The organism is Chryseobacterium sp. BGARF1 (assembly GCF_001677955.1).
GTDB lineage: Bacteria > Bacteroidota > Bacteroidia > Flavobacteriales > Weeksellaceae > Chryseobacterium.
In genome coordinates this window covers 43,246-60,237 of sequence record NZ_LELA01000034.1, presented here as the reverse complement: position 1 = coordinate 60,237, position 16,992 = coordinate 43,246, and the positions used below count along the sequence as shown (strand labels likewise).

Here is a 16,992-nt window from a genome sequence, read left to right as displayed (position 1 = left end):
TAATAAACTATAATGTAATATGTTTAATACAAATTAATGAATATTATATTATGATATAGAAATTGTTGAATAACAAAATTATTGTTAGTGAAAACAAAATTAAACAAATGATTAATTAATAAATAAAGTTATAATTTTGCACTTAAGTAATTGGTTATGGCTACTCTAAAATTGCTTTTTACACAAATGTTGACGTTTTTTTGTTTTTACAGGATGACCAAATTGACGATACTCATAAAATTTTTTATTCTTTTTCTTTTTCTTTTTCAAATCAATTTTTTTTCGGCTCAGGAAAATAGAAAAGATTCTTTAAATGATGCCTTTATTTATGTAGAAAAGAATGTTCAGATATTTTCTAGTGATGATATTTTTTCAAAGCAACTTAAGAATGCAGCCATATCTAATGAGCAAAAAATAAAGATTTGCCCTAGCTTACAAAAATCTGAAAGTTTAAATAAATCTGAACAGGTAGAGATTGAGACTAGTCTTAAAAATAAAAACTTAGTTTTTAAAAATGAAGTGGTTACAAAACAGGAAGAGAAGGAAACCCTGGAAAAAATTAACGAATTTCAAAAAAGAAAAAAGAATATTTCTCAATCTAAAATGTTCGCCAATCATTCCGAAGGTTCTTTTAAAGCGTATACAGGTCTCGATAAAACATCTATTTTCCCCACAGTACATCATTATTTTTTAGGGAAGTTTTTTGCCATAAAAGATTTTGCAGCAAAAGAAAATTTAAAATTTATCCATTCTCAGGAATACGTTTTTTATAATAGTAGATCCTTGGATTTCTGTTTTTCAACTGTTTTCTCCGTAAGACCACCTCCTTGTTTTAGTTAAAAAAACAAATGTTAATGTATTAAGGAAAGGTCAAAATATGGTCTTTTCAAATATTCTTTTTTTTAATGAAAACTTTATGATAAAAAACTATAAAATACTAAGTATATTCTTGGTATTGCTATTCAATGCGCCTGCATTTTCTCAGCAGGCAGGAAAAATATATATGTCTTTAGGGAGATTAGGTAGAGTTTATGATATTACTAATGATATTATAAATAACCCATCAACAACGGCAAGGGCTTTACCTTCGCCTTTACAAACTCCAAATTTAGCTTCCAACCGACCTAATGCAAGTAATTTGGCAATAGGATATGATGCTGTTGCTGGTAACGGTAGCCAGTTGGTGTTTTTTCATTCTAATGTAACGAGTAATACGCCGCTTTATAAAAATGGAACCGCCATTGCCAATGTTACTCTCCCTGATGAGATAGGAGGAATTGGTACAAATAATGTTCATGGACCATATTTTGGGTATACCTATGGTTTTAAAAGTCTGAATAAGGCTTTGTATAGAATCAATCCCAGTCCTGCGAATGTTGGTCTGGTGACTGGTGATGCTGATTGGCAAAATGGAGAAGCTTTTGGTACTGATACTTTTTACGATTATGAGAACAATCTTTATACTTTTATTAATAACAACAGTAAAAGATATCTCTACAAAATATCTATTGCAACTTTAAAAGCGACTAAAGTCGTTCAGCTTACTGCTGGTAATACAGCAACGACTGTTGCATCAATTCAAGGGATGGCGTATTTAAATAATACTGTTTTTTTGGCGACCACTGAAAATTTTACAAATTCTAATAATGTTGATTCTTCCAGAGTTACAGTGCGTAGCCTTAACATGTCGACAGGAAATTCTGCTGTCGTTTGTATTTATGAATTTATTCGGGGTGATGGCTCTACAGGTAATTTAGATCTGGCATCATTAGATTATTTTCAGCCATTTACTGTTACGTGTGACAATATTGCTTTTCAGGGATTAACTCCTTATGTAGCGGGAACTTCTTCTACACGTACACTCAGAGTTCCAGTTGGTAATATATATACACCGGGCACTTATACTATTAATGTAAATGGAGCAGGTTTTGTTAACCCAGCATTTCAGGCAACTATTACATCAACAACTCAGTATGTAGATATACCGGTAATGTACAGTGGTTCTGGTAATGGAGGAAATACCAATCTTTCAATCAGTTTGAATGGAAGTACAAGCTCATGCGTTTATTCTACATTCATTGATAAAGATACAGACGGAGATGGTATTAGAGATATGCTAGACCTAGATTCTGATAACGATGGTATTTTAGATATTGTTGAATGTTCTGATTATGTTGTTAATCAGCCTTTCAATACCAGTAACGGGACAACGGTCAGTTTTTCAGCACCTTCCGCAGATCTGGGGTTTATTTTTGATGTCTTCACTTTAGATAATTCTTTTAATTTAAATATTAATGGAGTAAAGCTTGCCGTGAAAGAAATTCAGTTTCAACCTGATCAAACGGATAATATTAGGTTTGTAGGAGGAAATCGATATGGAAATAATGGTATTCCTCAGGTTTATAATATGACAGGGAATTCTACAAATCCATTGGTCAGAATTATTATTCATAAAGATGGGAGTGTTAATATGTATGGTAGTAAGGCAGGAGACGGAGAATTATATTCTTTAGAGCTTTATAATGGTAATTCTTTTAATACGATACCATGGAATACCTCTGGTACAAATACTGTGATTCTAAGTCAGTTAGTAAAGGGAGCTACTTATATTACCGGTAACGGATATGGTGTGAAAAATGGTTTCTGTGATCCTGATAATGATGGGATCTCTAATCAGTTTGATGTAGATTCAGATGGTGACGGATGTCCTGATGCTATAGAAGGTTCTGAAAAGGTAAAATATACCCAGGTTCATTCTTTGAGTCTTCCTTCTTCAGATCCAAATTATAAGTTTAGAGGTCAGATCAAGGTTTTAGGTGATGGAATAACTTCTGGAACTCCGAGTCAGGTTATCAGTACAAAAGCTGAAGGGTATGGAGTTCCTCTTTTGGTCAATAGTGCCTTCGGAAATCATACCAATACCGCAGGTGTTGCAGATAATACCGATGGAACGGGTGATATTGGGCAGGGAATAGGTAATTCTCAAAATTCAGCACTTAATGACTGTAAATGTTACCATAAACCAAATACGACAACCGGTACCGATAATCCTACACAGCATGGAATCACGGCTTTCAATAGAGCAGGTGCCGATAATTCAAACTGGCCGATGTTGAGAAATAATGGCTGGACAGCACTTGAGGCAGATACAAAAGCTTTCGTGATGAATAGAATGCCGAGCAGTACCACGGGAGCAAATTCGGGGGAGCCACTTTCAGGAGGAAATCCTGCTATTACGGTACCTGTAATGGGAATGATGTATTACGACATAACAAGTGACTGTTTAAAAATCAATACCGATGGTACAAGATCAGGATGGAAATGTTTTAACGCACAATCTTGCCCTCTTGAAAATTAATTTTAAATCTAAAAAAAATGAAATTTATATATTCAATAATTCTAGGAATCTCTTCTTTTGTCACTTTTTATGCACAGGTAGCGATTGGGAAATCTTCTTTAACGGTACTTCCATCTACAACGACGCCTAATCCTTCTATTTCTTTAGAATTTGGATCAGGTTTTAAAGGGTTGATTTTACCATGGGTAACCAATGCGGGAGCTGTTAGTCAGCATCCCACTGCAAACCAGAAAGGAGGTGCATTGGTTTTTGATCGCGCCGACAGAAAAGTAAAGCTTTCTAAAAATAACGGTACTTGGATTGATTTAACGGTTCATACCAATGAGCTGCCGGCAACAGGAGGTAATGCCGCAGTAGATGCTGCTTTACAAACAGATACTTCTTACCCCGAGAAAACGGAAGCTAAATCTCAAATCGGAGGAAGTCTTTCAGATGTTACTCCTGGGATTTTGGTTTTAGAAGATACCAACAAGGCAATGATTCCTCCATTAGTTGAGAATCCGGAAGTAAATATTAAAAGCCCTGCACCGGGAATGATGGTTTTTGATCCGGTAAGAAAATTATTTTGTGTGTACAATGGTACAGTTTGGTCGTATTGGAGAGCAGGCTGAGTTTTATTAAAAAAGCAAATCTTTTGTATTAATTAAAAATCCTAACCACTTCATTTTGAAGTGGTTTTTTTGTTGTGTATTAAGTTTAAATTTTGTAAATTTGCATTCTCTTTTGGCGCTAAAAATTAAACATATTACGGTAAAATACTGAAAATCAACTCTTTCGTTAATTTGAAAGGGTCTTCTGTGTTTTTTACTGTAATTACGATTTTTCGTCGTTAGATAAAAATAAAAATATTTTGCATTACACTGTGAAAAGATATACCAGTGTTGCAGTTAGAAATTAGATTTTAGAAACTAGATTTTAGAAAAAAGACGCATTCTGATAGCGCCAAACATCAAATGTCTTTTTTTCTTAGTTCTTTTACCTACCAATCTTTTTCTGATATTTTTGAATAAAAACAAAATATTTTTTAACCCTTTCTTAAAAGTTTTATGAATAAAACAACATCAACAACTAGGGGAGTTGAGAGAATTAATTTCTCTTCAGCTAAAGGAAAAATCATTACTCCGGATTTCTTAGATATCCAGTTAGAGTCATTTAAAGATTTTTTCCAGCTAGACACACTTCCTGAGGACAGAAAGAAAGAAGGTTTGCACAAAACCTTCCAAGAAAACTTTCCTATTACCGATTCTAGAAACCAATTTGTATTGGAATTCTTAGATTATTTGGTAGATTCTCCACGTTATTCAATCAACGAATGTGTGGAAAGAGGTTTAACGTATTCCGTGCCTCTAAAAGCTAGACTTAAATTATACTGTACAGACCCTGAGCATGAAGATTTTCAGACCGTTGTACAAGATGTATATTTAGGTCCGGTTCCGTACATGACAGACAGTGGTTCTTTCATTATTAATGGTGCTGAACGTGTTATTGTAACTCAGTTACACAGGTCTCCAGGTGTATTCTTCGGACAGACTTACCACGCAAACGGAACAAAATTATACTATTCAAGAATTATTCCTTTCAAAGGATCTTGGATGGAATTTACGACTGATATCAACAGCGTAATGTACGCGTATATCGACCGTAAGAAAAAATTACCTTTAACAACATTATTAAGAGCAATCGGTTTTGAATCTGATAAAGATATCCTTCAAATCTTCGATCTTGCTGAAGAAGTGAAAGTTTCTAAAGCTGCGCTTAAAAAAGTAGAAGGTAGAACTTTGGCTGCGAGAGTATTGAACACTTGGTTCGAAGATTTCGTAGACGAAGACACTGGTGAGGTAGTTTCTATCGAAAGAAACGAAATCATCTTAGATAGAGAAACAATTCTTGAAAAAGAGCACTTAGACCTTATCATAGATGCAGGTGTGAAATCTATCTTGATTCACAAAGAAAATGCAAACGAATTCTCTATCATTCAGAATACGTTACAGAAAGATCCTACTAACTCTGAAAAAGAAGCAGTAGAATATATTTACCGTCAGCTAAGAAATGCAGATCCACCCGATGAGGAAACTGCAAGAGGAATTATCGAAAAATTATTCTTCTCAGAGCAAAGATATTCATTAGGTGAAGTAGGACGTTACAGACTAAACAAAAAGTTAGGTCTAAACATCCCAACTACAACTGAGGTTCTTACAAAAGAAGATATTATTGCGATTGTAAGACACTTAATTGAATTGGTTAACTCAAAAACGGATGTTGATGATATTGATCACCTTTCAAACAGAAGAATTAAAACTGTTGGTGAGCAATTAGCAGGACAGTTCGGTGTAGGTCTTTCGAGAATTGCAAGAACGATTAAGGAGAGAATGAACGTTAGAGATAACGAAATCTTTACTCCGCTTGATCTTGTTAATGCTAAAACTTTAACATCAGTTATTAACTCATTCTTTGGTACCAACCAGCTTTCTCAGTTTATGGACCAGACCAACCCTCTATCAGAAATCACGCACAAGCGTAGACTTTCTGCTCTAGGACCTGGTGGTTTATCAAGAGAAAGAGCAGGTTTCGAGGTACGTGACGTTCACCATACTCACTATGGTAGAATTTGTCCTATCGAAACCCCTGAAGGACCAAACATTGGTTTGATTTCATCTTTAGGTATTTATGCTAAAATCAATACTTTAGGTTTCATCGAAACTCCATATAGAAAAGTAAACGAAGGTACTGTAGATCTAAATGCAGATCCTATTTACTTAAATGCAGAAGACGAAGAAGATAAAGTAATTGCTCAGGCAAACGTTGAGTTGAATGACAATGGTACATTTATTACAGACAGAATTATTGCTCGTCTAGATGGTGATTATCCTGTAGTAGAGCCTTCTGAAGTTAACTTGATCGACGTTGCTCCAAACCAGATTTCTGGTATTTCGGCTTCATTAATTCCTTTCTTGGAACATGATGATGCGAACAGAGCATTGATGGGATCAAACATGATGCGTCAGGCAGTTCCTTTGTTGAAGCCACAAGCTCCAATTGTAGGTACAGGTCTGGAACAACAAGTTGCGAAAGATTCTAGAATCTTGATCAATGCTGAAGGTAAAGGTACTGTAGAGTATGTAGATGCTGATAAGATTACCATTAAATATGAAAGAAGTGAAGACGAAGATTTAGTATCATTCGAATCTGCTACTAAAACATATAACCTTACGAAGTTTAGAAAAACTAACCAGAGTACAACAATTACCCTAAGACCAAACGTAAGAGTAGGTGATGTAGTGGAAAAAGGACAAGTGCTTTGCGACGGTTATGCTACTGAAAAAGGAGAATTAGCTCTTGGTAGAAACTTAGTGGTTGCGTTCATGCCTTGGAAGGGTTACAACTTTGAGGATGCAATCGTAATCAACGAAAAAGTTGTACGTGAAGACTGGTTTACTTCTATCCACGTAGATGAGTATTCTCTTGAAGTTCGTGATACCAAATTAGGTATGGAAGAACTGACAGCAGATATTCCTAACGTTTCTGAAGAAGCTACAAAAGATCTTGATGAGAACGGAATGATCAGAATTGGTGCTGAAGTAAAGCCTGGTGATATCATGATTGGTAAGATTACTCCAAAAGGTGAATCTGACCCAACTCCTGAAGAAAAACTTCTTAGAGCAATCTTTGGTGACAAAGCTGGTGATGTAAAAGATGCTTCATTGAAAGCAGATTCTTCATTAAGAGGTGTTGTTATCAACAAAAAATTGTTCTCTAGAAACATTAAAGATAAAAAGAAAAGAACTGAAGAAAAACTTAAACTTGAAGAGATTGAAAACACTTACAAGGCTAAGTTTGACGAGTTGAGAAATAGTTTAATTGAAAAATTAAATACTTTGGTTAGCGGTAAAACTTCTCAGGGAGTTACCAACGACTTAGATGAGGAAATCATCGGTAAGGGTATGAAATTTACTCATAAATTATTAACTTCAGTTGAAGATTACGTTAACGTAAGCGGTGCAGATTGGACTGTTGACAACGATAAAAACGAATTAATCAAGCAGTTGATTCACAACTACAAGATCAAATTTAACGATATTCAAGGAGTTAAAAACCGTGAGAAATTCGCAATTTCAATCGGAGACGAATTACCAGCTGGTATTATGAAGTTGGCTAAAGTATATATCGCTAAAAAACGTAAACTAAACGTTGGAGATAAAATGGCGGGTCGTCACGGTAACAAAGGTATCGTTTCGAGAATCGTTCGTGAAGAAGATATGCCATTCCTTGAAGACGGAACACCAGTAGATATCGTATTGAATCCACTTGGGGTACCTTCTCGTATGAACATTGGTCAGATCTACGAAACCGTTTTAGGATGGGCTGGTAGAACATTAGGATTGAAGTTCGCTACGCCTATCTTTGATGGTGCTACTCTTGATCAGATTACTGAGTATACTGAAAAAGCAGGAGTTCCTAAATTTGGTCACACTCACCTTTATGATGGTGGTACCGGAGAGAGATTTACTCAGGCTGCAACGGTAGGTATTATCTACATGTTGAAATTAGGACACATGGTAGATGACAAAATGCACGCACGTTCTATCGGACCTTACTCATTGATTACTCAACAGCCATTAGGAGGTAAAGCTCAGTTTGGTGGTCAGAGATTCGGAGAGATGGAGGTTTGGGCTCTTGAAGCATTTGGAGCATCAAATATCTTGAGAGAGATCCTTACTGTGAAGTCAGATGACGTGATTGGTAGAGCAAAAACTTATGAAGCGATTGCGAAAGGAGAAGCAATGCCTGAACCGGGTATTCCTGAATCTTTCAACGTATTACTTCATGAGCTACAAGGTCTTGGATTAGACGTAAGATTGGAAGAGTAAATTAAGATTTAATTATTAAAAAATTAAAGCATTAATTAAACTCAGAGATAATAAGTGGGGGAGAATTTTAAATCTCTCAAACTTTTAATCTTTTAATCAAAAATTAAATTATGTCATCAAATAAAAATAAAACAAGTAGTTTTAATAAAATAACCATCGGTTTAGCTTCTCCAGAGTCTATTTTACAAGACTCAAGAGGGGAGGTGCTTAAGCCGGAAACTATTAATTACAGAACGCACAAACCTGAAAGAGACGGTTTGTTCTGTGAAAAAATCTTCGGTCCTATCAAAGATTACGAATGTGCTTGTGGTAAATACAAGAGAATTCGTTACAAAGGGATTGTTTGTGACCGTTGTGGTGTAGAGGTTACGGAGAAAAAAGTACGTAGAGAAAGAATCGGACACATTGGTTTGGTTGTTCCTATTGCGCACATTTGGTATTTCCGTTCTTTACCAAACAAAATCGGTTACCTTTTGGGTATTCCTTCTAAGAAATTAGATATGATCATCTACTACGAGAGATATGTTGTTATTCAGCAAGGTATCGCTAAAAAATTAGATGGTTCTGATTTTGACGATAAAGAATTCCTTACAGAAGAAGAATACCTTGATATCATGGATACTCTTCCTGTAGAAAATCAATATCTTGATGATGCAGATCCAAACAAATTCATCGCCAAAATGGGTGCTGAAGCTGTTGAAGAATTGCTAAAAAGAATTGATCTTGATTCATTATCTTTCGACTTAAGACACAAAGCTCACAACGAAGGTTCTAAGCAAAGAAGAACTGAAGCTCTAAAAAGATTGAACGTAGTAGAAGCATTGAGAGGTGCTAATACTAGAATGATCAACAGACCAGAGTGGATGATTATGCGTGTGCTTCCTGTTATTCCACCAGAATTAAGACCATTAGTTCCATTGGATGGAGGACGTTTCGCTACTTCTGACTTAAATGACCTTTATAGAAGAGTTATTATCAGAAACAACCGTTTGAAGAGACTATTGGAGATTAAAGCTCCTGAAGTAATCTTGAGAAACGAGAAGCGTATGCTTCAGGAATCAGTAGATTCATTATTCGATAATACAAGAAAATCTTCTGCAGTAAAATCTGAATCAAACAGACCATTGAAATCACTTTCAGATTCATTGAAAGGTAAGCAAGGTCGTTTCCGTCAGAACTTACTAGGGAAAAGGGTAGATTACTCTGCACGTTCGGTAATTGTTGTAGGTCCAAACTTGCAGCTTCACGAATGTGGTATTCCTAAAGATATGGCAGCTGAACTTTACAAACCGTTTATCATTAGAAAACTAATTGAAAGAGGAATTGTAAAAACAGTAAAATCTGCAAAGAGAATTATTGATAGAAAAGAACCAGTAGTATATGATATCCTAGAAAACGTGATGAAAGGTCACCCTGTTCTATTGAACAGAGCACCTACCCTTCACAGATTGGGTATTCAGGCTTTCCAACCTAAGATGATCGAAGGTAAAGCTATCCAACTACACCCGTTAGTAACAACAGCATTCAACGCCGATTTCGATGGTGACCAGATGGCGGTACACTTACCGTTAGGACCAGAAGCGATCCTTGAAGCTCAGTTATTGATGTTAGGTTCTCAAAACATCTTGAACCCTGCAAACGGTTCTCCTATTACGGTACCTTCTCAAGACATGGTTCTTGGTCTTTATTTCATGACCAAAGAATTAAGCTCTACAGAAGAGAAAAAAGTATTGGGTGAAGGTTTGGCATTCTACTCTCCTGAAGAAGCGGAAATCGCTTATGCAGAAGGTAGAGTTTCATTGAACGCTAAAGTAAGATGTAGATTACCAATCAAAGAAAACGGTGAAATCACTACGAAATTAACTGAAACTTCTGTTGGTAGAATCTTATTTAACCAAATCGTTCCTAAGCAGTCAGGATATATTAATGAGCTTCTTACGAAGAAATCATTAAGAAATGTTATTGGTAAAGTACTTGCTGATACAGACTTCCCTACAACGGTGAAGTTCTTGGATGCAATGAAAGACTTAGGGTATTCAAATGCATTCAAAGGCGGTCTTTCGTTCTCATTAGGGGATATTGTAGTTCCTGTTGAGAAAAAGCAAATGATTGCTACTTCTATTGAAACGGTAGACGAAATTAGAGCCAACTATAACATGGGTCTAATTACAGATACGGAAAGATATAACCAGGTAATCGACGTTTGGACAAACACCAACGCAGGATTAACTGAAATGATCATGAGCAGAATGAAAACTGACCAAGGTGGTTTCAACTCTGTATATATGATGCTTGACTCTGGAGCAAGGGGTTCCAAGGAACAGATCCGTCAGTTATCAGGGATGAGAGGTTTGATGGCAAAACCGCAAAAAGCTGGTTCTACCGGTGCGGAAATTATCGAAAACCCGATTCTTGCAAACTTTAAGGAAGGTCTTTCCATCTTAGAATACTTTATCTCTACTCACGGTGCTCGTAAAGGTCTTGCGGATACCGCTCTTAAGACTGCCGATGCGGGGTACTTAACGAGAAGATTGGTAGACGTTGCACAAGACGTTATCGTTACAGAAGACGATTGTGGAACATTGAGAGGAACAGAAGTTACTGCGCTTAAGAAAAATGACGAGATTGTTGAAAAGATCTCTGAAAGAATCTTAGGTAGAGTTTCTTTACATAATATTTACGATCCTGAAACAGATGAGTTAATCGCTAACGCAGATCAGATTATTAATGAATCTTTAGCTAAAAAGATCGAAGAACTCGGTATTGAAGCGGTTGAGGTTCGTTCACCACTGACTTGTGAAACTAAAAAAGGAATCTGTGCTAAATGTTACGGTAGAAACTTAGCTACAGGTAAACCTATTCATATGGGTGAAGCTGTAGGGGTTATTGCTGCACAATCAATTGGGGAACCGGGAACTCAGTTAACATTGAGAACTTTCCACCAAGGGGGGGTATCTACAAACGTATCAGAAAATCCTTCAATTTCTGCAAGAAGAGACGGTATCGTAGAATTGGATGAGGTAAGAACAATTACTTCTGAAGACGAAAACGGTAATACTACTGCAGTAGTAGTATCTCGTACAACAGAATTTAGATTAGTTGCTGATAACGAAACTAGAACTCCACTAATGGTAGCTAACGTACCTTACGGTTCTCAATTATTAGTTAAATCTGGAGATAAAGTGAAAAAAGGAGATATCATTGCAAAATGGGATCCTTATAACGCGGTAATTATTGCAGAAACTGCTGGTAAAGTAGAATACGAGGATATTATTCAGGGTATTTCATTCCAGTTGGAAATTGACGAAGCTACAGGATTTGAAGAGAAAGTAATTTCTGAATCTAGAAATAAGAAAGCTGTACCTACATTAAAAGTAGTAGATTCTAAAGGTGTTGAACAAAAAGGTTACAACTTACCGGTAGGAGCCCACTTAATGGTAAACGATGGTGAAAAAATTAAGGCTGGTAAAGTCTTAATCAAGATTCCAAGAAAAGCTGCTAAGACAGGGGATATTACTGGAGGTCTTCCAAGAGTTACCGAATTATTCGAAGCAAGAAACCCTTCAAACCCGGCGGTTGTTACAGAAATCGATGGGGTAGTTTCTTACGGAAAAATCAAAAGAGGTAACCGTGAATTAATCGTTGAAGCTAAAACTGGTGAGAGAAAAATTTATTTAGTTAAATTATCAAACCAAATCTTAGTACAGGAGAATGACTTCGTGAGAGCTGGTTCGCCACTTTCTGACGGTTCAGTTACTCCAGACGATATCTTGAAGATCAAAGGGCCAACTGCGGTTCAGGAATATTTAGTAAACGAAATTCAGGAAGTTTACCGACTACAAGGGGTAAAAATCGACGACAAGCACTTCGAAATCATCGTAAGACAGATGATGACAAAAGTATCAATTGTTGATGGAGGTGATACTCAATTCCTTGAAGCTGCTCTTGAGCACAAATACGATTTCTTAATGGAAAACAACAGAGTATTTGGTCTTAAAGTAGTGACAGAAGCTGGTGATTCTAAAGAATTCAAACCAGGACAGATGATTACTGCAAGAGAACTAAGAGACGAAAACTCTAAGTTGAAGCGTGAAGATCAGGCTTTAGTTGAAGTAAGAGAAGCTTTACCTGCTACTGCAACACCAGTATTGCAAGGTATTACAAGAGCTGCTCTACAAACTAAGTCATTCATGTCTGCAGCATCGTTCCAGGAGACAACTAAAGTTCTAAACGAAGCAGCAGTTGCTGGTAAAGTAGATAGCTTGAATGGTCTTAAAGAAAATGTAATTGTAGGTCACAGAATCCCTGCAGGTACAGGTCTTAAAGAATATCAAAATGTAATTGTAGGTTCTAAGAAAGAATTCGAAGACCTTAACTAAAATTAATGATTTGAAATTTGAGGTTTGAAATTATTTTTATATTTTCACAATCTCAAATTTCATTTTTAAAAATATAACTTATACAATGGACAATCAAAATCAAAACAACGATCCAAACAACATCAACATCCAACTTAACGAGATGGTAGCTTCAGGGGTTTACTGTAACCTTGCTTTAGTAAACCACTCTCCATCTGAGTTTGTAGTAGATTTTATCCAGCTTATGCCAGGTGTACAGCAGGCTAACGTGAGATCAAGAGTAATCTTGGCTCCACTTCATGCTAAGAGAGTTTTAGCTGCACTTCAGCAAAACATCACAAACTACGAGCAACAATTTGGAGAAATCAAAGAAGTTGAGCCTTTCGTATTAGGAGGAAACAACGTTAACGCTTAAGATTTTTTCTTATCATATAAGAGTGCCTCAACGAAAGTTGGGGCACTCTTTTTTTTATAACATATTAACTTAAACAATAAATTATATATAGTCCTTGATCATTTTAAATTATATTTGCTAGGCAAAGTTGAAAAAATATGAAAGATGAACAATTTATCTTCGAAAAATTCGGATTTTTAGGAAATGATTTTCTAGAAGAAATTCAGAAGCATGCCTCTAGGGTTAAAATAAAAGGAAAAACTGAAATTCTTGCAGAAGGAAGCAAAATAAAAACTATTCCTTTTGTAATAAGCGGAAGCTTAAAAGTATATGCACTAAATGACGGAAGAGAACTCATTTACAACTATATAAGATCCGGAGAAACTTGTTTAATGAGTTTTTCAACCATTTTTAATGACTTTGTAAGCAGGGTATATGTGGTTTCAGAAGAAGAGACTGAGGCATTAATAATACCGGCTCCTGTTTTATTAGATTGGCTCATCAAATACCCCCAAATTAATAAGCTTTTTTATTACGAATTTGATCTTCGTTTTACAGATATTATGAATATGGTGAACGATGCGGTTTTTCATAAACTAGATAAAAGAGTTTTAAATTATATAAGACAACAAATTTCTATCACCGGAAACAATCCTATTAAGATTACTCATAAAGAAATTGCCAATCATTTAGGAACTTCCAGAGAAGTTGTGAGCAGAGTTTTGAAAAAAGTAGAGAATGAAGGCGAAATTATTCAAACAAAAGAAGGTATAAAAATCCCTATTAATGAGAATGTTAGATTGAACTAATAAATATTATTTAATATTTTTAACAATCCGATTGATAAAAACAATTCACTCGGTGACTTTTGTCACCTGTTTTTAGAATTATAAGTGTATAAGTTTGTCATACGAATAATAAACAATTATGTGTATGACAAAAACTTTCCTTTTTTTGTCAATATTTGCTTCAGGTTTTGCTTTTGCTCAGGAAGACCTCTTGAAAGATATTGATACCATTCAAACAAAAAATACCGAAATTTCACCGCCTGCTTTCAAGGCACTTCAGATTGTTACGGGGCAATCTACTAAGCTTACTGCAAAAAACGAATGGTACATTGTTGTAGCCCATCGATTTGGTGATGTAAGCAAGGGTTTCAAAGATTTCTTCGGATTAGATGATGCTTCTACAAAACTGGGTGTCATTTATGGTGTTACCGATAATATTTCATTGAGCCTTTCGAGAGAAACCAATTTAAAAACTTTTGAAGGCGGAGCGAAATATAGATTAATTAAGCAAAACGAAAATTTCCCGGTTGATATTGTGGGATACAATGTCATGGCGGTAAATACAGACCTTAGTAAAGATAATTATCCACATCTGAAGTTCGGAGACCGACTTTCTTATCTTACCCAGGCATTAATTTCAAGAAGGTTTAATGAAAATTTTTCTTTACAGTTAACACCTTCTTATGTTCACAAAAACCTTTATGAACCGATGATTGAAGATAAAAATCAGTTCTTGGCAGGTTTAGGCGGTCGTTATAAGATTTCGAAAAGAATATCCATCAACGCTGAGTATTTTGTGAATTTTGATAATCACAGTTTTTATAAAAATCCTTTATCAATTGGGATGGATCTAGAAACTGGGGGACACGTGTTCCAGCTTTTGTTTAGTAATTCCCAGTTGAATTCAGATATTGGCTATCTCACAAATGCTTCCGGAAAATGGGAGAAAGGGCAGATTTTCTTTGGGTTTAATCTTTATAGAGTTTTTTAGGTATGAAAAAAATGATGTGTATTATTTCACTGGCATTGGTATCTATTGCCTGTGAAAGCAGAACCTACGAAGAAATTTCAGATAAAACTCCTCTTGCAGAATTGGTAACCTATAATAAAGATGTTAAACCGATTATTGATGCCAATTGTATCAGTTGTCATGCAGCTGGAGGCTCAGCTTCGTTTCAACCATGGACGAGCTATAATCAGGTGAAAAATAATATAGATAATATTATCAACAGAATTAATAGACCAATCGGCGACCCTCAGAAAATGCCTCAAGGCGGAAGTTTGTCGCCCTCTCAAATTGAAATTATCATAAAATGGAAAGCCGATGGGCTTACTGAAAATTAAAACAATTAATATGAAAAATCTAGTATTATTAATCGTCACATTAGGTTTTGTCAACATTGTTTCGGCTCAGAAATATTCAACGAAAACAGGTAAAGTAACATTCGAAGCGTCCGTACCTTTATTTGAAGATGTTTTTGCGCAAGATAACAGCAATATTGCTATCATCAATGCTGATAATGGAGATTTTGCATCTGTTTCTACTGTTAAAAATTTCCAATTTAAAGTGAAATTAATGGAAGAGCATTTTAATGAAAATTACGCAGAAACGGCACAATATCCAAAGACTACTTTTAAGGGAAAGATTGCAAATTTTGATAAAACGAAATTGACGGCATCTCCTCAGAAATATACAGTTCAGGGAACATTAAATTTTCATGGAGTTGATAAGGCAGTAAATTCTACGGCTACAATTTATGCTAAAGACGGAAAAATTTGTATGCAAGGAACTTTTGTGGCAAGACCGGCTGATTTTAAAGTGACTATTCCCAAAATGGTCATGAAGAAAGTTGCAGAAAATGTAAATGTTGAATATAACTATATATTATCAAAATGATGAAGAAAATATTTTTTATACTAAGTTTCATTCTGAGCTTTACGGTAATGTCGGCTCAGGAAAAAGCAAGATCTATTTTTGATATTGCAAGGAGCGGATCGGTAGCTGAAGTAAAAGAACTGATGGCTAAGAATCCCGATGTAATCAATCAAACCAATGAAAATGGCTTTTCACCATTAATTTTGGCTTGTTACAGAGGTAATATAGAAGTGGCAAAATTTCTTATTGACCATGTGAAAGATGTTAATTATAAAAGCCAGGAAGGAACTGCGCTTGCAGGACTTTCGGTGAAATATAATAAAGAACTGGTAGAATATTTATTGAAGAAAAACGCTGATCCTAATATTGCTGATTCCACAGGGGCAACTCCTTTATTTTGGGCAGTAAAATTCGGAAATAAAGAATTGGCAGAATTGCTGCTGAGGCACAATGCCAATAAATCTCTAAAAGATTCACAGGGAATGACTCCTTTTGAATATGCTTTACAAACAACAAACAAAGACCTCATCAATTTATTAAAAAATTAAAATGAAAAAAATTTTACTAGTATTTAGCATTGCTCTTGCCAATTTTGCTTGGGCACAGTTTACGACAGGTACAGTTACTCTTTCTACAGGAATGACTGTAAAATTAGATACTTCTGCCACTTTAGCCACCTTAACGCTTACAGGTCCGGACACCTCTTATTTAGGAGTTGGTTTTGGCGGAACAGGAACAAGCGGTGGTATGGTAAGCGGTGTAGATGGATTTATTTATAATGTAAATTCAACTACAAATACAAACTTAGATTATACTTTTGCTGGTGTAGGAAATACACCAAATCCCGATGCAGTACAAGATTGGACGATAACCTCTAATACTGTTGCTTCAGGAACGAGAACAATTGTAGCAACACGCTCTCTTTCCGGTGGAGCAGGAGATACAGCCTTTACCAATGCAGCAGGAACTATGAATATCTTTTTTGCAAAAGGTTCTTCTACAACTTTAGCTTATCATGGCGGAGGAACAGGAAACAGAGGATATGCAGTGTTAACAAAAGCGGGAACTTTAGGAGTGAACGATGTTTTTGCTGAAAATAAAAAAGTTCTTCTCTATCCTAATCCGGCAAAGGAAACTGTATCTTTCAAAAATGCGGATAAAATAAAATCAGTTGATATTTATGAATCTACAGGTAGAAAGGTAAAAACCGTAAAAATTGACGGCGATAATATCAATGTCTCAGATTTAAAATCGGGTAATTATTATTTTGAAATTACCTTAAAAGATGGGTCTACTGCTTATCAGAAACTAATTAAAGAATAAATAGAAAAGATTATATTTTTTTGAATA

12 protein-coding genes are annotated in these 16,992 nt (G+C 35.5%); all 12 read left to right on the top strand.

Annotated features, from left to right (window positions below):
* Positions 1–156 precede the first annotated feature (156 nt).
* The 12 genes from AB671_RS06430 to AB671_RS06375 all read left to right on the top strand — a co-directional run bounded on the left by AB671_RS06430 (position 157) and on the right by AB671_RS06375 (position 16,965).
* The gene (locus AB671_RS06430; protein ID WP_066676069.1) at positions 157–840 is read left to right on the top strand and encodes a hypothetical protein; all 684 of its coding nucleotides are present in this window, start codon (positions 157–159) and stop codon (positions 838–840) included.
* A 76-nt stretch (positions 841–916) separates the two neighbouring features.
* Entirely contained in the window at positions 917–3,358 is a 2,442-nt protein-coding gene (locus AB671_RS06425; RefSeq protein ID WP_066676068.1) for a thrombospondin type 3 repeat-containing protein, read from the top strand.
* 17 nt (positions 3,359–3,375) lie between these two features.
* Positions 3,376–3,969, top strand: coding sequence for a hypothetical protein (locus AB671_RS06420; protein ID WP_066676065.1), 594 nt, complete (start codon positions 3,376–3,378; stop codon positions 3,967–3,969).
* Between the two features lie 435 nt (positions 3,970–4,404).
* Complete coding sequence (gene rpoB, locus AB671_RS06415) at positions 4,405–8,226, top strand: DNA-directed RNA polymerase subunit beta (RefSeq protein WP_066676063.1); 3,822 nt, start codon at positions 4,405–4,407, stop codon at positions 8,224–8,226.
* A gap of 110 nt (positions 8,227–8,336) precedes the next feature.
* The gene (rpoC, locus tag AB671_RS06410) at positions 8,337–12,605 is read left to right on the top strand and encodes a DNA-directed RNA polymerase subunit beta' (protein ID WP_066676061.1); all 4,269 of its coding nucleotides are present in this window, start codon (positions 8,337–8,339) and stop codon (positions 12,603–12,605) included.
* A gap of 85 nt (positions 12,606–12,690) precedes the next feature.
* Positions 12,691–12,999, top strand: a complete 309-nt coding sequence (locus AB671_RS06405; RefSeq protein WP_066676059.1) for a DUF3467 domain-containing protein — start codon at positions 12,691–12,693, stop codon at positions 12,997–12,999.
* A gap of 137 nt (positions 13,000–13,136) precedes the next feature.
* Positions 13,137–13,787, top strand: coding sequence for a Crp/Fnr family transcriptional regulator (locus AB671_RS06400; protein ID WP_066676057.1), 651 nt, complete (start codon positions 13,137–13,139; stop codon positions 13,785–13,787).
* Between the two features lie 124 nt (positions 13,788–13,911).
* On the top strand, positions 13,912–14,757 hold the full coding sequence (locus AB671_RS06395) for a DUF5777 family beta-barrel protein (protein ID WP_066676055.1): 846 nt from the start codon (positions 13,912–13,914) through the stop codon (positions 14,755–14,757).
* Between the two features lie 11 nt (positions 14,758–14,768).
* Complete coding sequence (locus tag AB671_RS06390) at positions 14,769–15,110, top strand: hypothetical protein (RefSeq protein WP_228390892.1); 342 nt, start codon at positions 14,769–14,771, stop codon at positions 15,108–15,110.
* 10 nt (positions 15,111–15,120) lie between these two features.
* Positions 15,121–15,663, top strand: a complete 543-nt coding sequence (locus AB671_RS06385) for a YceI family protein (protein WP_066676079.1) — start codon at positions 15,121–15,123, stop codon at positions 15,661–15,663.
* Complete coding sequence (locus AB671_RS06380) at positions 15,663–16,190, top strand: ankyrin repeat domain-containing protein (protein ID WP_066676077.1); 528 nt, start codon at positions 15,663–15,665, stop codon at positions 16,188–16,190. Before AB671_RS06385 ends, AB671_RS06380 begins: the two co-directional genes overlap by 1 nt.
* Position 16,191: 1 nt before the next feature.
* Positions 16,192–16,965: a T9SS type A sorting domain-containing protein gene (locus AB671_RS06375; RefSeq protein ID WP_066676051.1), complete on the top strand. Its 774-nt coding sequence runs from the start codon at positions 16,192–16,194 to the stop codon at positions 16,963–16,965.
* Positions 16,966–16,992 lie beyond the last annotated feature (27 nt).